This is a genomic window from Spirochaetota bacterium (genome assembly GCA_035477215.1).
Lineage (GTDB): Bacteria > Spirochaetota > UBA4802 > UBA4802 > UBA5368 > MVZN01.
In genome coordinates this window covers 111,467-128,555 of sequence record DATIKU010000061.1, presented here as the reverse complement: position 1 = coordinate 128,555, position 17,089 = coordinate 111,467, and the positions used below count along the sequence as shown (strand labels likewise).

15 protein-coding genes are annotated in these 17,089 nt (G+C 57.4%); 11 read left to right on the top strand and 4 right to left on the bottom strand.

The annotated features are described in order from the left end of the window. The 4 genes from VLM75_16445 to VLM75_16430 form a co-directional block, all read right to left on the bottom strand. Nucleotides 1–349, bottom strand: a 349-nt coding sequence (locus tag VLM75_16445; protein ID HSV98511.1) for a hypothetical protein, incomplete at its 3' end; no start/stop codon positions are given. Beyond that, nucleotides 324–689: a nucleotidyltransferase domain-containing protein gene (locus VLM75_16440; protein ID HSV98510.1), complete on the bottom strand. Its 366-nt coding sequence runs from the start codon at nt 687–689 to the stop codon at nt 324–326. The genes VLM75_16445 and VLM75_16440, both read right to left, overlap by 26 nt. Nucleotides 690–1,024: 335 nt before the next feature. Next, nucleotides 1,025–1,975: a glycosyltransferase family 2 protein gene (locus tag VLM75_16435; GenBank protein ID HSV98509.1), complete on the bottom strand. Its 951-nt coding sequence runs from the start codon at nt 1,973–1,975 to the stop codon at nt 1,025–1,027. A gap of 19 nt (nt 1,976–1,994) precedes the next feature. Beyond that, nucleotides 1,995–3,596, bottom strand: coding sequence for a DUF6798 domain-containing protein (locus tag VLM75_16430; GenBank protein ID HSV98508.1), 1,602 nt, complete (start codon nt 3,594–3,596; stop codon nt 1,995–1,997). A 431-nt stretch (nt 3,597–4,027) separates the two neighbouring features. On the opposite strand from VLM75_16430, the gene VLM75_16425 reads away from it, so the two are divergent. The 11 genes from VLM75_16425 (at nt 4,028) to VLM75_16375 (ending at nt 16,836) form a co-directional block, all read left to right on the top strand. After that, nucleotides 4,028–4,417, top strand: a complete 390-nt coding sequence (locus VLM75_16425; GenBank protein ID HSV98507.1) for a nucleotidyltransferase domain-containing protein — start codon at nt 4,028–4,030, stop codon at nt 4,415–4,417. Continuing rightward, nucleotides 4,404–4,883, top strand: a complete 480-nt coding sequence (locus tag VLM75_16420; protein ID HSV98506.1) for a hypothetical protein — start codon at nt 4,404–4,406, stop codon at nt 4,881–4,883. The genes VLM75_16425 and VLM75_16420 overlap by 14 nt, the downstream gene beginning before the upstream one ends. Before the next feature lie 317 nt (nt 4,884–5,200). After that, the gene (locus VLM75_16415) at nt 5,201–5,641 is read left to right on the top strand and encodes a GtrA family protein (GenBank protein ID HSV98505.1); all 441 of its coding nucleotides are present in this window, start codon (nt 5,201–5,203) and stop codon (nt 5,639–5,641) included. A gap of 4 nt (nt 5,642–5,645) precedes the next feature. After that, nucleotides 5,646–7,316 (top strand): glycosyltransferase family 39 protein, encoded by a 1,671-nt coding sequence (locus tag VLM75_16410; GenBank protein ID HSV98504.1) that lies wholly within the window; start codon nt 5,646–5,648, stop codon nt 7,314–7,316. Nucleotides 7,317–7,345: 29 nt separating this feature from the next. Next, on the top strand, nt 7,346–8,350 hold the full coding sequence (locus tag VLM75_16405) for an alpha/beta hydrolase (GenBank protein ID HSV98503.1): 1,005 nt from the start codon (nt 7,346–7,348) through the stop codon (nt 8,348–8,350). A 468-nt stretch (nt 8,351–8,818) separates the two neighbouring features. Further along, on the top strand, nt 8,819–10,570 hold the full coding sequence (locus VLM75_16400; protein HSV98502.1) for a glycosyltransferase family 39 protein: 1,752 nt from the start codon (nt 8,819–8,821) through the stop codon (nt 10,568–10,570). Between the two features lie 65 nt (nt 10,571–10,635). After that, on the top strand, nt 10,636–11,583 hold the full coding sequence (locus VLM75_16395; protein HSV98501.1) for a glycosyltransferase family 2 protein: 948 nt from the start codon (nt 10,636–10,638) through the stop codon (nt 11,581–11,583). A 53-nt stretch (nt 11,584–11,636) separates the two neighbouring features. Continuing rightward, complete coding sequence (locus VLM75_16390; GenBank protein HSV98500.1) at nt 11,637–13,334, top strand: hypothetical protein; 1,698 nt, start codon at nt 11,637–11,639, stop codon at nt 13,332–13,334. A gap of 48 nt (nt 13,335–13,382) precedes the next feature. Then, nucleotides 13,383–14,312 carry a glycosyltransferase family 2 protein gene (locus VLM75_16385; protein HSV98499.1) on the top strand — a complete coding sequence of 310 codons (930 nt, stop codon included), beginning with the start codon at nt 13,383–13,385 and terminating at the stop codon, nt 14,310–14,312. Nucleotides 14,313–14,359: 47 nt separating this feature from the next. Beyond that, nucleotides 14,360–15,397, top strand: coding sequence for a lysylphosphatidylglycerol synthase transmembrane domain-containing protein (locus VLM75_16380; GenBank protein HSV98498.1), 1,038 nt, complete (start codon nt 14,360–14,362; stop codon nt 15,395–15,397). A 293-nt stretch (nt 15,398–15,690) separates the two neighbouring features. Further along, nucleotides 15,691–16,836 carry a pyridoxal phosphate-dependent aminotransferase gene (locus VLM75_16375; protein HSV98497.1) on the top strand — a complete coding sequence of 382 codons (1,146 nt, stop codon included), beginning with the start codon at nt 15,691–15,693 and terminating at the stop codon, nt 16,834–16,836. Nucleotides 16,837–17,089 lie beyond the last annotated feature (253 nt).

The following is a 17,089-nucleotide window of genomic DNA, read 5'->3' as shown; positions in this document are numbered from 1 at the left end:
CGTGCCGGAAGTAATGTCTGAAGGCGCGAAGATCGTCAAGCCGCGTGTAGCATATTTCCGAAATGACGGCGGGGCGAAGGCCCTCGACGGGAATTCGCATGCGCTCGGGCAGGGATTTATGCCAGCCGTCGGAATCGATATTGTTTTCGAACAAACCGGCAATATTACGGAGCATTCGCTCGATGCCGGTATATATCTGATTGACGGTGAAAGCGGATTCGACAAGGAGGGAATACTCGTTCGCGACTGCGTACCTGTCCCATGATGTGGCGAACCTGTCATAAAGCCCGTTGATTCGGGATAGATCGTCCGAGAGCTCGCTTTTAAGAAGAGCGATCTTTTCGTTCATAAAGAAGCGTTCCTTCACGGCGTATGTGTTCGCGAAACGGCAGCTCGTCGAGTATCCGTATATCCACGGTACGGCCGAGTTTAATCGAGAGTGAGGAATGCAGGCGGAGCAGCTCGCCATAGGGGAGCGCCGGTTCGACGGCAACATCCACGTCCGACGACCGGTTGAACGCTCCGCGCACGATGGTTCCGTAGAGATACGCGCGTTTGATGCCGCAGCGCTTCATGAGCGGTATGTTTTCTTTCAGCGCTTCGTGCACGCGAAGTCGCTCTCCAATCATAATGTCGGCTTTCAGCTTCTCGCGCTCGAGCAGACGTTGTTTAATGGCTTTTATATCCATGGTGTTCTTCTATATGTAACCGGTCTGCGCGATAGCGGAGAAACGAGATTCATGACCGAGCTCGCGCCGGAAATTTATATCGAAGTTTCTTTCCTCGATCGATCCGTGGCGCGACATCCGGGCAGTCATAGTGCCTCGTTCTCCGTTTCTCATGAATTTTGACCGGAAAATGCAGCGTACTTTGAAAGTGTAATTCTATTTGATACCGTTCGTCAAGCGGGAAAATACAATTGCGGTTAAAACGCGCCTGTGGGTGATGAAAACCGCGGACATATTGACGTCGAGATTGCCACGCCCCGATACGGCCGTGGTTCACCATGACAGCACAAACACTATCAATCTTGAATCTTTAATCCAAAATTCACCCTCTCATCCACCACGTACTCCGGGCGCCCCTTCACCTCGTCGAAGATGATGCCGATGTACTCTCCCACGATACCGAGCGTGAGAAGCTGCACGCCGCCGAAAAAGATGATGATGATGAGCGTTGAGGCCCAGCCGGGGAGGGGGCTGGTGTACTTGCTCACGAAAACGTAGATGACGAGCCCGAGCCCGGCGGCCAGGCACAGCGCCCCGATGTTCGTGGCGAGCTTCATGGGGCGCTTGGAGAAGGCGAAGATGATATCGAAGGCCAGCACCATGAGTTTCCAGTAATTGTACTTGGTCACGCCGCCCTGCCGCTGTTCGCGCCGGTAGCGGAACGGGACTTGTTTGAAGCCGACCCAGGTGAGTAGTCCCCTGACGTATTTGTTCTTCTCTTTGCATTCCCCGAACGCGTCGATGACCTTTTTGTCGATGAGCCTGAAGTCGCCCGTGTCGACGGGAAACTTTACCTCCGACAGGAAGTTGAAGAAGCGGTAAAACGCCGCGGATGTGAAGCGTTTGAACACGGTCTCTCCCTCTCGACGGCCGCGCACGCCGTATACCACATTGCAGCCCGTCTCTTCGTATATTTTAATCATTTCCGGGAAAAGCTCGGGTGGATCTTGTAGATCGGCGTCGATGAGAAAGGCGATGTCGCCGGCCGCGTGGTGAATGCCGGCGGTGGACGCGGCCTCGTGGCCGAAGTTGCGGGAGAAGCTGACGATCCGCACGCGTTTATCCTTTTTCGCGATGCCCCTGAGGATGGAGAGCGTGCGGTCGACGCTGCCGTCGTTAACGAAGATGATTTCGTGGTCGCGATACGCGTTGTCCGACATCACCTTCTTGATGCGTTCCCATGTTTTTGCTATGACGTCTTCCTCGTTGTAACAGGGGACGACGACGGAAATGGTTCTTTTTTTCATGGTGGTACCCGTTAACTTTTTATTGCCGCAAACGATAAAGAGTATAGTTATCATTGTCGTATGCGATTCTGTAGGGACGTTTCCTTTCGCTCTTTCCGAGGTAATAATCCAGCGAATAGCGCTTCGCGATTTCATTGATCGTCGCGGTTTCGAGATCGTAGAACGATTGGTCGATCTCCCTTACCATTTTAAAACCCCTCTTGGCCGGAATCTTCCCATTGTTTAGAAGCAAAATACGATTATACCATTCAATATTGTCACTGTCCGTTTGCGGCGAATGTTTGAAAGAAACGAACATGGCCCTTTCGGCCGAGATATAAAACTCATCGATGGCGGGACTGACGAGAAACATGGCGTCCGCCGGAGTGTTTCCCTTTATCCAGAGCAGGGCTTCTCTGAGATTCGGTTCGAGGTGGGCAAGATAAAACGGCCGTTCGCTCCCGGCGATTTTAACAATGTGGCGGGAAAACACGTATGCCGATTTCACCATGCCGGCGGTTGATAGAAGCAGTGCGATAACGAGCGCCGTTTTTTGTAGCGCCGGTTTATTTATAATGGTTTTCCGTTCGGTTCCAGGGGCGGATTCGCTTTTAAGCGGCTCGCTCATGAGCGCGGCGAGAAGGAAAAAGCCGAGCAGGGGGATGATGACGTCCGGGTGGCGGAACCAGTAGAGTTTCAGCCAGGCGTAATTTCCAGAATGATACAGCACAAGCCCCGCACAGAAAAGCACGGCCGAGCCCAGCCCGTAGGCTGCAAATACACGCCTCGCCGGCCTGCGTGAGAACGCGAGTATGCCGGCGAACAGCATACAGCTCGCCGAGAACCTGGCCACCCAGGGCCTGGTCCATGCTTCCGGGAAGGTATGATGCGGATTGCGCTCGATGACATAGATGGTCGCCGCCTTTAGCGCGTCGACGCTCGCGCTGTCATAAAGGTATTGACCGACGGCGTATATGGCGGGTACTGCCGTCATAAGGGCGTAAGGAACCGCCAGGAATATTTCCTTTATGCGATCGCTGTGGCTGTTGAAAGTTAGGAGAATTGCGACTCCCAGGCTGAATGCGGCGTAAATCCCGACAAGTATATGGAACGAGGCCGCGAGCCCCGTGAGGAGAAACATGGGCCGGTACCGCCGGTGCGCCAGGGCGACGAGCGCACCGAGCGCGCAGATATAGGCGAAGCTCTTCGTCTCGACGCCGCCGATCATCCATTCGCGCGCAACGATGGATTGAAAGGAAACAAAGAGCACCAGGGCCGGGATTATTAGAGCAAGATGGATTTTAAGCGTCCTGGAGATTTTTTCGATGACGATCGCGAAGAGGAAATAGATTACAAGCCTGCCCGCGATAGATACCAGATAAAGCGGCAGTATCATGGCGAGCTGTCCGAATATCGCGTTAAAAAGAAGTCGATAACCGATATACTGGTTTAAAAACCAGTCGTTGGGGATCCACGATGGGTCGCCGAAGTGTCTGGCCTCGGCGAGCACGACGTTCTCGTTAACGCCGAGGATGTTTTTCAAAAGGAGATTGAGGATAAGGATGATGAAGACGGTCAGGAAAACGGAGCGCTTTCCGATGAACTCCCGGAGGGCGCGGCCACAGGTTGATATAAGCGCCATTAAGTCCTCGCAGATCCCGCGCGTTGAGCTTGCTGATATCCCGCGTCGAGTCGCGGGGGAATTTCATAAACCTGACAGGACGGTGGTTTTATTCAGGTGCTGACAGCTGCCTGAAAAAATCAATTAAAAAACGGCCGCGATGGATACCTCTCCCGGGGAGGTGAATACGTTAAAGAGGGGATTGCCACACCCAAAACGACCCGGGCTCGCGACAGACTGCCACTGGAATAAAATTCAACCCCCGGAATCGGGAATACCCCTTTCCATATATTCATTGACAGGAAGTCGATTATCTCATCTTACTGGTGTGAGCCGTGACAATAGGCGATGGCATACGGAATCGTTGCCTCCCCGGAACGGGTAAGTTCCGCCGAGCCCGAGAAACGGGGCCGTTTGGCAAACGCGGTAAATAGTTATCCACAGGTGTTTGCTTGGATACGCCATTAAAAAAAACATTCGATATAGACCTGGCCAGGGCCTCGCTCATCGCGAGGGAAAAGAGAAAAGCCTTGCTTCGGCGCACACGATGGGAACAGGCCAAAAAGGACTGCGAGCGTATTATAGACCACCTCATTAAAAAATATAATCCGGGGAAAATATATCAATGGGGATCGCTTCTGACACCCGAACACTTCACGGAGATCTCCGATATCGACATCGCGCTGGAGGGGCTTGCGGGCCCCCTGGACGGACTGGAGGCTCTTGCCGACGCCGAGGCGATGACCGATATACCGGTCGATATCGTTGAGATCGAGAGGGTGCACCCCGCGCACGCGCGAAGCATACGGGAGAGGGGGGTGCTGGTGCATGAAAGAGCTTGAGTCGATAAAAATCCTGATCGCGCAGATTGATAAACACCTGGCGATTCTGGACGAGATTTTTGACGAACTTGGAAAGGCCATCGACGATGATGTGCGTTTGCTGGGAAGGACTAACCGGACGGCTCTGATGGTGGCCTCCATCATCGAGGGCTATTATACTTGTGCAGAGACCGTTTTTTTCAGGATATCGCAATATTTCGAGAACAACCTCGTCGAGGGGCGATGGCATAAGGACCTCCTGGAGCGAATGACGCTGGAGGTGGAAGCGATGCGCCCGCAAGTAGTATCAGATTCCGTCGGCGAAGACCTCGCCGAGCTGATGCGCTTCAGGCATTTCAAACGGTATTATCACGGGTTCGCGTACGACTGGGAAAGGCTTGATTCACTTATCGCCCGTTTAAAACGTGTCCACGGGCCCTTGCGGCGCGATCTGCAATCTTTCCGCGGGTTTCTTTCAAAGATATGATCCGAACATCCGCATGGTCACCTCTCACTCTTAATTTGTTTATCTGAAATCAACCAGGGCTTTATAATCCTGGAAAATTAATCTTCGGCCATTTCTTTAAAACGGCGATTATTGTATCGACAGACTTGTTGCGAAACACGGAGATATTCTGGTCTCCTTCCGCCTGCACCGGGGGATAACGGCGCGCTTCCCGGGTTATGAAACAAAGTCGATTTGGAACAGACGGAGATCTACATCTCTTCTGCTTTATCTGCTTGACACATGCGTGCCCGGCGGGAAAACCTTTGCTTGGGAGCCGCGGGCTACGGGAGATGATTATGCCCCAGCGTTTGTTGAAGTTCGGTTTCGGCCTTGTCGGTATCGAGCCGGGCGAAACCATCATCCAGTTTTTCACCTTTTCCGTCATCGGCGCCATAGGCACGTGCATCGACCTTGCGTGCGTGTATCTCGCCTATGACGTCGCGGGCGTACCGTTTCGCGGCGCCCGCGTAATCGGTTTCGTCGTGGCGCTCACCACGAATTTCATGCTAAACAGAAAGTTCACCTTCGGTGATAAACGGAATGGCAAAGCGACGCGGCAGTACCTGCTGTTCTTCGTCATCTGCACGCTCGGGTTCCTGGTCAACTGGCTCATTTCGGTGTCGCTGTTCGAACGGACGGCCTTCTTCCACGAGCATTATCTCGTCGCCGCGTTTCTCGGAACGATGGGAGGCCTTGCCATAAACTTCACCGGCAGCAAGTACATAGCCTTCAGGTAAACGCATGAAGGTCAGGCCGATCATCCCCGTCCTCCTCTTTGCCGCCGTGCTCTTCACGGTCGGTATCACCTGGGGCCTGCCGCACGTGGAGAGCTGGATGTCCGACGACCTGGCCCCGTTTCATCCGCTCATAGGCTTAAGCAAGGGCTTCTCCTTCGGCTATTTCAACAAGTACCCGCTGGTGCACCAGGTTATACTGGCGCTGGTGAACATTCCGCTGGTCGTCTACGCCGTGGCCTCGCACGCGGCGGCCGACGGTTTCAGGCTGTACGAGTTTTTGGTGTACGTGCGCTCGGCCGATTTCGCGAGCGGCCTCATGCTCATCGACCGGCTGGTGTCGGCGGCCATGGGCGTCGGTATCGTACTGTTCACGTATCTCGGGACGCGCGAGCTCTTCGGCCGGCGCGCGGCCCTGTGGGCGGCGGTGTTCGCCTCCACCAACGCGCTGTTGAATTTCTACGCGCACCTCTCGAAGGTCGAGGTGCCCTACGTATTCTGGGGGATGGGAGGGCTGTATTTCCTCATCAAGGCGGTGAAAGGGGGGCGAAGGCGCGATTACGTCTATACGGCGCTTTTCGCCTGTCTCTCGTTCGGCAGCAAGGACCAGGGATACGCGATCTTCGTTCTCCCGTTTATACTGTATCTTGTTGTTTATCCGCTCATGACGCGCGAAAGTGGAGTTCCCGCCGCGCGTGTCGTGTTTCGTAAAAACCTGCTGATATTCGCCGCGGCGTTCGTCATTCTGGCCGCGCTGGTCGAAAACGTGTTTCTGAACCTCGACGGCCTCGTCGCGCGTTTCCATCACCTCACCGGCGAGGGGGGTACGCGTTCCATAAGCTATTCACTCGCGCCCTCCGGTATTTTCGCGCTGTGGCGCGACGCCTTCGGCGTCATGATGCGCGACGCGACGGGCATTCCCGCGTTTATCCTGGGACTTCTGGGTATTGGTCTTGCGGTGAAGGATTTCCGGCGGGACCGCGCGGGGCTGCTTCTTCGAATGCTATTTTTTGTCGCGCTCGTCTCGTACTCGCTCTTCTTCGTGCAGATCATCCGCCAGAGCAACGTGCGCTTCGTCTTTCCGCAGAGCGTGTTCCTCGCCGTCTACGCGGGATACGCCGCGGACCGAATGATCGGCGCCGCCGCGGCCGCGAGGTCGCGGATATGGAGGCCGGCGCTTGCCGGTGTGCTCGCGCTTTCGCTCGCGTACTCGCTCTACAACACGCTCTCGGTCAACGCCGCCCTGCTGTGCGATGTGCGTTACGGCGTCGAACGCTGGATGAGCGCCGCTATGCCGGAGGGCTCAACGCTGGAATATTACAACCGGCTGCATTATCTTCCGCGCTTTCCGGCCGGCGTCCGTTCGTACCAGGTGCGCGGCGGCGAGATGGACATCGCCGGCCGAAAGCCGGATTTCGTGGTGATCACTTCGCGCGAGGTCGCGGCGTTTACCCTGCCGGAAGGAGGAAAAGCCCCGGCCGGCGGCAGGGTATTGTCGACGCGGGTCGAGCGCAGGATGAAGTCCGGTTTCGCGGGTTTTCTCTCGAAGCTCCGCGGCGGGGAGCTCGGGTACGAGCTTGCCCACCGGGCCGATTTCCGGCTGCGCTTTTTCCGCGAGATACCATCGCTGAACATATCGCCGGAGTTCGTGGAAGTGTACCGCCGCGTACGGGAATGAGATCGATTCTATTCTGCTGGAACTGATGAATGAAACCGACGGGGAAAAAAACGATAATTCTCGCCTGCGGCGCGACGGTCGCGCTGGCCCTGACGCTATGCGTGTTCGCTTTCCTGTATGTTTCCGGAAAGCGGGCCGGGCAGGGCAGCGAGGCCGCATCACCGGGCGAAATGCTCGATGCGGGCGGCATGGCTTTCCACGCGGTACGGATGGGCGAGGGCGCGCCGCTGGTGGTGCTCGAGTCGGGGCTCTGCGCCTCCTCGCTCGAGTGGCTTCCCGTTCAGCGCGACATCGCGCGCTTCGCGCCGGTCATGGCGTACGACAGGGCGGGGTACGGAGCGAGCCCGAAGGCGGAGGGGCCGCGAACGGCCGACGCCGCGGTCGACGGGCTTCGCGCGCTTCTCGATTCCGTCGGCGCGAAGCGGCCCGTGGTCATCGTGGGGCACGACGCCGGCGCGCTCTACGCATTGCGTTTCGCCGCGCGTCATCCGTCCATGGTCAGGGGACTCGTGCTCGTCGATCCGTTCCCGGACGATACGCCGAAATACAAATCCGAGCTTGAGGCCGCGGTCTATCGCAATTTCATCGACCGGGCCTGGCTGTACAAGGCGGGACGCGCGGCGGCGGGCGCGGGCATCGTTCGCGCGTTGAAAATCACGCCCTACCTTCGCGCGCCGGCGGAGATTCGGCCCTTCATGGTGGACTTCTTCTCGGATCCGGCCACCTACGACACGGCACTGGCCGAGTACCGCGCTTTGTCCGCGCCGTCGGCGCGACCGGGGTTCGCGCCGGCGCGCGTGCCCGTTACCATCATACGGCCGTCGCGCGAAAAGTATCTCGACCACATGCTCTTTTTCGGCGTGCCGGTGGTGGAGGCGCGGAAGATCGAGGTATTGCGCGACGCCCAGGACGGGCGATTGCTCTCGCGTTCGATAGCGCCGCTTTGGGTGGAATCGAACCAGGCGACGAGCACCGTGCATCTTGAGGACCCGGCCGTCATCGTCGACGCCGTGCGGAAGATAATTGGGAAGTAAAGCATAGTATAATGAGCTCTTTTCCGGGTTTTCTCTCGACCCGATACAGAACCAAATGGCATATTAATTGGTTGCATGGGAATAGCATGTCATTGCGAGCCCCGGTCGTATCGGGGCGTGGCAATCTCTTTTAATACAAAGTTCCATGAATTAACGTGTTGCCTGTTGAGATCGCCACGTCGCTGCGCTCCTCGCGATGACAGGGAGAGTTTGCCGCATACTATCGTGGTACCGCTGTGTCCCTCGATATATTCTGTCATTGCGAGGCCCGGCCCTATCGGGTCGTGGCGATCTCTTTTAATGAAAAGTTCCATGAATTAACGTGTTGCCTATTGAGATCGCCATGTCGGGGCGCCCCTCGCGAAGACGATATTTTCACTCCGATTTGAAATAAACACGCTGAAATAAAGAATCGCCGATCTGAAATCTTTGGTTGATTTTTCCTGCGGTATCGTTTTTCCTGCACAGATGAGCGTTCAAGTAGAAAGGAAATCCGTGTACATCGCCGAGGGTACGTTGAGGCGCGCGCTCGATGTGCTCGTTCCGGTGTTGCTGGGGATCGCCTACCTCATGACCGGTCTGTACGCCATGGGGCTGCACCCGCATATCGGGGAGACCGACACCAGCGCCTTTTTCCGGTACGTGCTCGAGGTCCGCGCGCAGGGCGGGCCATGGGACTTCCTGGTGTCGCTCCTCACCGGCTCGTTCCTGCCGGCCAACCAGCACCCGCTCTTTCCGTTCATCATCTCGCTCTTTTTCGAGCATTCGACGGACTATTTCGTGGCGGTGAAGACGCTGAACCTCGCCCTTGGCGGAGTGTTTCTTTTCATTTTTTATTATCTGATGAAGCGGGAGGCGGGGCCGCTTGCCGCGATCGCGGCCGGTGTGCTGCTTGTGGCGAACGACACCTTCATGATCCAGGCAAGCATGGTTTCGTGCGAGCCGATGCTCATCATCTTCACCACGCTTTCTTTTTATCTGCTGGTAAAGGGCGTCGACGACAACAGGCTGTGGGCGCTTGCGGGCGTCTTTATCGCGCTCAGTTTCCTCGTCAAAGGGAGCGGGATGTTCATCATCTTCGGTTTCGGCCTGTTTTTGCTCGCCGACGTGCGGTTGCGCTTCTGGGTGCTGTTAAAGAACAAATACCTGTGGCTTTTCCTTGCCGCCTTCGTCGTCGTGGCGCTGCCGCTCCTTGCGCGGAACACGGTCGCGTATAAGTTCCCTTTTTATAATTACAATACGAAGTACCTCGCGATGGATGCCCGGGAACGCAGGGTTAGTGAGGAGCGCACGTTCCGGGACATCCTCAACAAGGATGCTTCCGAGCACGTCGCGCGCTTCGCGAAGGGCACGGCCCGGCAGTTCAGGATACTGATTCATTCGCTCTATTCGTTTTCGATCCACGAGGTGCCCAAGTTCACGCGCGATACCGATTCGCCCGTTCGGAAGACCGCGGCGGGAATGGTCGCGGCTCTGGTATTCGCGGCGGGCATTTTCGGCTTCGCGCGCGCGCCGATCGGCAGGCGGAGGAGGCTTCTTACGGGCCTGCTCGTGTTCGGATTTTACCTTCCGCTCTCGTGGTACAGTATCATCGCGCCCAACCGGCGCTATATTCTGCCGGTCAGCCTTTTATTCATCGTGTTCGCGTCGTGGACGATCGCAAAGGGCGCCACGGCCCTGGTAAAATGGAGGGCGCGCGGAATGGCGTCGCCGTCAGGCCGCGCACCCGAAACGATCGCGCTGGCGGCGATGGCCGCGGCACTCGTCGTCTTTACCGTGGCGTATCCGCTCGCGCGGGCGGTGCCGCGACCATCGGAGACGGTCCGCCTCGAAGACGATTATCACGAGCTCGCCGCTTTTTTCAAGAACAACCTTGGAGATGGGGACCTCTATCAGACGCGGGGCGAGCACCATTATTCATGGGTGCTGTTGCATCCCGAGCTGATGGACAGGGCGTCCGGTCGGGGCTATTTCGCGGACATGGAAAGCTTCGTTCGCCATTTCGAAAACAATCCGCGGATCAAATATATGCTGATGCAGCCGGAGTTCTATCGCGCGACGAGGAACATCCTGGCCGACTATGTTAGTAACGACGAGAGGCTCGGCCTCGTTCCTCTTAAAAATCCGCCGGGATGGAGGATGATACGGAAAGACGGGAATCCTCCGGCGGACTATATCCTCTACGCGCGCGCGGGGGAGCGCGGCGCCGTGCGCAAATGATTTGACAGGCGCCGTCGGACTGGCGACACTGGCGGCACAATTATGACAGAGGACCGGCATTCGCGATGAAGCTCATCATACAGATACCATGTTATAACGAGGAAAAGACGCTCTCCCTGGCGCTCAAGGAGCTGCCGCGCAGGGTGAAGGGCTTTTCGAAGGTCGAGTGGCTCATCATCAATGACGGCAGCACCGATAAAACCGTCGAGATCGCGCGCAAGAGCGGCGTGGACCATATCGTCGGGTTCACGCGCAACCGGGGGCTCGCGCGCGGCTTCATGCTGGGGCTCGATTCCTGCCTGCGCCTGGGCGCCGACGTGATCGTGAACACCGACGCGGACAACCAGTACGACGCCAGGGACATTCCCGAGCTTGTCCGGCCGATCCTCGAGGGCCGGGCCGATATCGTGGTGGGGGCGCGGCCGATCGCGGAGATCGACCACTTCTCGCCGGTGAAGAAACTTCTGCAGAAGCTCGGCAGTTACGTCGTGCGCATGGCGAGCCATACGAACGTCCCCGACGCGCCCTCGGGCTTTCGCGCAATCAGCCGCGACGCGGCCATGCGGCTCAACGTCTTTAACAATTACACCTATACGCTCGAGACGATCATTCAGGCCGGCCAGAAGAACATGGCGATCACCTCGGTGCCGGTCCGCGTAAACGAGGACCTGCGCCCCTCGCGCCTGGTAAAGAGCATCTCCTCGTACGTAAAGCGCTCGATACTCACGATCTTCCGCATCTTCGTGGTCTACAAGCCGTTCAATTTCTTCATAACGATCGGCCTGATCATATTCGGCGCGGGTTTCCTGGTCGGCGTGCGCTTCCTCTACTTCCTCTTCACCGAGGGCGGGGCGGGGCATATACAGTCCCTCATCCTGGTCGCCATACTCATGGGCATCGGCTTTCAGACGATACTGGTGGCGTTTCTCGCCGACCTGCTGGCCGTCAACCGCAACCTAATGGAGGACGTGCAGTACCGTCTTCGGAAGATCGAATGCGACGGGAAGAAGTAGACTCCGGCGAAGGCCGGCATCTCCGCGCGCCGCGGCCACGGTAAAAGCACCCGATGAAAAAAGCGTTCCATCCATACAACATACTGGTCGGCTGCATCCTCCTTGCCGGTCTGTGCTACGGCCTGTTCTATTTCGATTACCTCGAGACGCCCACCGAGGACTTCATCGGCAATTTCCGGCCGCGCGTCGCCGAGTATCTGGCGGGCGGCTTTCCCGGAACGAACTTCAAGATGCTTCCCGTTTATCCGCTCCTCCTCTCGGCGGTGACGGCGCTCAATCCGTTCGAGTCGGCGGACGTCATTTATTCATCGGCGCTCCTTCTCAATATGGCGCTCTTCGTTCCGTTTCTCATCGTCGCCTTTCTGCTGTACAGGAAATTTCTTTCCCGTTGGAAGGCGTCCGCGGCGCTCCTCTTCCTTGCGATGAACACCTATACGGTCTACGGCGCCATCAATTCCGAGCTCGAGATGACGCTCGCGCTCCTGTCGGCGCTGGCGGTGCTCCTTTCGCTGAACGGCTCGCCCCTGGCGTACCCAGCGGCCTTCCTTACGGCCGCCACCAAATGGGACTCGGTCCTTGCCGTTCCCGCCGCGATGTTTCGCGACTTTTTCGAGCGCAGGCGTTACGTCTTTGCCGTGATCGCCGGCGGCCTCGCGGCGAGCGGGGTGGCGGTATGGATGCTTCTGAGCGTTCTCGCGGCCGATTATTCCAATCCCTATATCAAGGAAATCGCCAGTCGCGGACCCAACATCTATCGCTATATCGTGGACTGTTTTCTCATCCTTTCGGGGTACGTTCCCTGGATGGCGACGCACGCGTATTTTTCCGACAGCGTCGTGCTCAGGGTTCCGCTCTTCGCCGCCGCGGGCGTCTCGATACTCGCGGTGCTCGTCTCGACCGTCTGGGGAGCGGCGCTTCTCTTTATACGCCAATGGAAGAAATCCGCGCCGCTTGCCATCTTCTTCGGCGGTTACGTGCTTGTCCATATGGTGTACCAGAACACCAAGGAGCGCTACGTGATGCCGGTGCTCTGGGTGCTCGTTCTTTTGTTTTTTTACGGAATGTGCGAGGGGCTCTACCCGTGGCTGAGGAAGAATGCCGGCCGTCTGTTCGGGCGTCCGGGCGTGCAGGCGGTGCTCGCGGCGATTGCCGGATGCGCTGTTCTCGGCGGCGTCGTCATGTCGGTCCGGGGCGCGCATTGGGGGCCGCTTATCTTCGCGGCCGTGTTCGTTGCGATCTTCGCGGTCATCATCCTGCATGAAAATCCTGAATGGACCCTTTACGCAAAACTGCTTCTCGTGCTGTGCGCCGGTGCCGTCGCGCTCTTCATGACCTTCTACGGTGTGCGGACCATGGACCACTACAGCCTGCGGCGCGTCGAGTTCAAAATGGCCGCGCTGTGGTTCAACGAGCACGCGGGGCCCTCCGACACCATGCTCATCGCCGAGCTGAACGTGCCCAACTATTACTCGCGCCTCGAGGGCAGGCGCTACATCGGTTCATCGGGCCTTAAAAGCGCAGACGCCGCCTCCCTCGTCGACGAGCTCCGCGCGAAAAAGATCGCGTACGTGTTCGTGGACGACTTCTACATCCGCCGCCTGGCCCACGGCGATAAAAATGCGGTCGACAGGAAGGCCGCTCTTTTTAAAGAAATCAGGGACAACGCCGCGCTCGCGCGCCATTTCAGGCCCGTCGCGCGCTTCGAGACAAGGGGCGGGATACGCAGCGCGGTCTATCGTTTCATACCGTAGGCGGCGCCCGGACCATTCCGGCACTATCGATAACGGAGAAGAAAGCTCATGCGGAAACATGCCAAGGGCCGTAAAAAATTGGTGGTGGTCATCCCCGCGTATAACGAGGCCGAGAGGATCGGGGAGACCATAAAGGCGCTTCGGGCCGTGAGTCCCTCGATGAAGAAAGCGGGGCTCGATTACCGTCTGTACGTCGTTAACGACGGCTCGGAGGACGGCACCGGCGAACTCGCCGCGAAGGCCGGCGTTGACAGGGTTCTCCGCCACAAGGTGAACCAGGGTCTGGGCGCGGCCATCCGTACGGGACTTGCCGGGGCGCGCCGCGACGGGGCCGATATCGTGGTGAAGTTCGACGCCGACCTGCAGCACGATCCGCGCGACATCATAGAGCTCGTACGCCCCATTCTGGACGACGAGGCGGACGTGGTGTACGGCAACCGCTTCGAGCGCATCGAGTACCGCATGCCCTTCGTCAGACGAATCGGCAACATCGTGTTTACGCGCCTCATGCGCTTTCTCACCGGCTGGCCGCTCGAGGACGGCCAGCCCGGGATATTCGCCATCAACCGGGACTATCTCGAGATCTTCAACCTGCCGGGCGACTACAACTACACCCAGCAGATCCTTCTGGATTCCTATCACAAGGGGATGCGTTTCGCCCACGTAACGGTGAGTTTCAGAAAGCGCATCACCGGTAGCTCCTTCGTCTCGCTCAGGTATCCGTTCAAGGTGGCCGCGCAGATCCTCATGGTGCTTATAAGCGTGGAGCCCATGCGTGTTTTCTCCACCGCGGGTTTTTTCTTTCTCTTCGGGGCTTTTCTCATTTTCGCCGTCGAGCTCGTCATGTTTTTTAACGGGCTCATTCCCAAACCGGTGGTGCACGTCAACGCGGTGCTGGGACTTGCGCTCTTCGGCCTGCAGACCTTCTTCTTCGGGCTTCTCGCCGAACTCTTCGTGAAGAACAACCGCCGGCGATGAGCACCGGCTGCCCACTTCGTTTGCGAGCGGAGTCCTGACGGGGAAGCATGTCGACGAAACCGGAAAAAAACACCGACGCCTCCGATGAGGTGATTCGGGAACGCAAGCGCCGCATCCTCAGCATAAAAACGCTTGTGTTCCTGGCGCTTTCGATGGCTCTTCTCTTCTTCCTGCTGAGGAGCATCGACCTGTCGGCCACGATTGAGACGATCGCGAACGCCGATCTCCGGCTGCTCCTCGCCTCGTGCGGCGCATATCTCCTCTCGAACCTCTGCAAGTCCGTTCGCTATCACGTCATGCTACGCGATATCCGGGTCACGCCGTTTCAGATGTTCGCCATCACGAGCTACCAGAACTTCTTCAACCAGATACTCCCGGCGCGCACCGGGGAGCTCACGCTCATCTATTACCTTAAAAAAGTCGGCGGCGCCTCGCTCTCGCGGGGCCTTCATATCCTGGTGGTAACGCGCATCTACGACCTCATCATCGTCGCAGTTTTCTTCATGGCCTCGGTGCTCGCGTTTTATGGCGATGCGATCAGACCGGGCCTGCTCGCGATCGGCGGCATCTGCCTTGCGATCTCAGTCGCTTCGCTCTTTAACCTTAAATGGCTGGTTATTTTCGCCGACCGGATATTCAACGCGACCGCGCGGTTGATAGGTCTTTACAACAATCGGCTGGTCTCAAAAATACGGGAGAAGGCCGAACCCGTTGTGAGCGAGTTCTCGGATTACCGTACGGCGCGCCAGCTCCCGATGCTTGTGCTCACGAGCGTCGCGGTGTGGGTCGTGCTGTACGTCTTCGCCTATCTCACGATCCTCGCCTTCCGCGTGGACGTGGGTTTTGTCCAGGCGGTGGTCGGCAATACCGGCCAGGTGCTGGCGAACGTGCTTCCGGTCAACAGTTTCGGGAGCCTCGGCACCCTTGAGGCGGGATGGGCCGGCGGCTTCATGCTGGTCGGCATGAGCTCCCAGGACGCCATCACCACGGCCTTCGGGTATCATATCATCAATTTCGTGGCGAGCGGTATCATCGCGGCGGCGTGCTATGGGGTGCTGGCGCTGGTGAAGCGGAGAAGGTGGTGAGGCGAAAATTGGGGTCAGAGCGGCATTTACGGGTGGCGAAGAAGAGTTTTGGGAAAGTGCCGAAAAAAGGGGTCGGGGCAAATTAAAAGCATGACATTGTTGCGGATCTGATGCCGAGACTCGATTCCGGGCCGGTTGGCGCGACGGGAATCAAGACGCCGGCCTGATGATCGGGAGTGGTTGAGTGAAAAATGTCGCTCTGACCCCGTGGTAAATGTGCGGCCATGTCCGCGAAGACGATCATTTCGTGTTCCAGATGCAAGAATGGTGCTATTGTTCAATCGGAGAGAACCATGATTTCGAAAAAAGCGCAGGAAGTAACCCCATTTATCGTCATGGATGTCATGGCCAGGGCGCAGGAGCTTGAGAGAGCGGGCGAAAACGTGATCCATCTGGAGGTGGGCGAGCCCGATTTTGAGACTCCCGAGTCCATCCGCCACGCGGCAATAGAGGCAATCCGCTCCGGTAAGACACATTATACGCACGCCATGGGCCTTCTCGAGCTTCGCGAGGCGATCTGCGAGCATTATCTTGCCGAATACGGGGTCAGAATAAGCCCGGAGCGGATTCTGGTTACCTCGGGCACTTCTCCGGCATTTCTTTTCATGATGCTCGCGATGCTGGAACCTGGAGACGAGGTCATCCTTTCCAACCCGCATTACGCGTGCTATCCCAACTTTATTCGCACAGTGGGTGGCGAACCGGTCTTTGTCCGAACCCATCCCGAGGAGGGGTTTCAGTATCGACCGGAGGCGATAAAAAGCGCTCTGACCCCGCGCACCCGGGGTATCGTCATCAACTCCCCCTGCAATCCCACCGGCATAGTGATGAACGACCAAAACCTCCGTGATATCGCGCAGTTCGGCGACCGGTACATCATCTCGGACGAGATATACCACGGACTGGTGTACCGGGGCAGGGCGCGCTCCATCCTTGAGTTCACCGACAGGGCCTTCGTGATAAATGGCTTCTCTAAGCTCTTCGCTATGACGGGATGGAGGCTTGGTTATGTCATTTTCCCGATGGAATTCGCCACGGTCATGCAGCGCATTCATCAGAATTTCGCCATTTCGGCGAACAGCTTCGTGCAATGGGCATGCGTGGCCGCTTTCCGGGACACAAAAGACGATATCGAGCTCATGCGCAGGACATACGACGAGCGCCGGGTGTATATGATCGAGCGGTTGAAACGGATAGGTCTGAAGATCCACATGGAGCCCACCGGGGCCTTTTATGTTTTCGCCGACGGCCGGCATATCTTCGATGACTCTTTCAAGGAAGCCTTTCGGATCGTTGACACCGTAAAGGTCGGAGTGACGCCCGGCATCGATTTCGGCAGCGGCGGAGAAGGGTTTCTTAGATTCAGTTATGCCAATTCGCTTGAAAATATTAAAGAGGGCCTGGATAGGGTTGAGAGGTATTTTAAGGAGCGGGGGTAACAAGGCCGTTATTCGTTCCAGGGTCGGCTATACTCCCCACTTCGGAAAAGGCTTATCAGCGCCGGATAATCGATTATTCATGCCCAAACGACTTTTCGAAGGAGCGTGAAGAGATGGGATACGGGCCCATGAACGAGGAAATTCCAGGGCCCAGGCATATGCATACCTCCTCGCAGGGGCGCTACAATGAAAACGGCGAGGCGCCCGGTACGATGAAAATACCGGAAAATTAAATCCGTAAAGCGTTAACTCC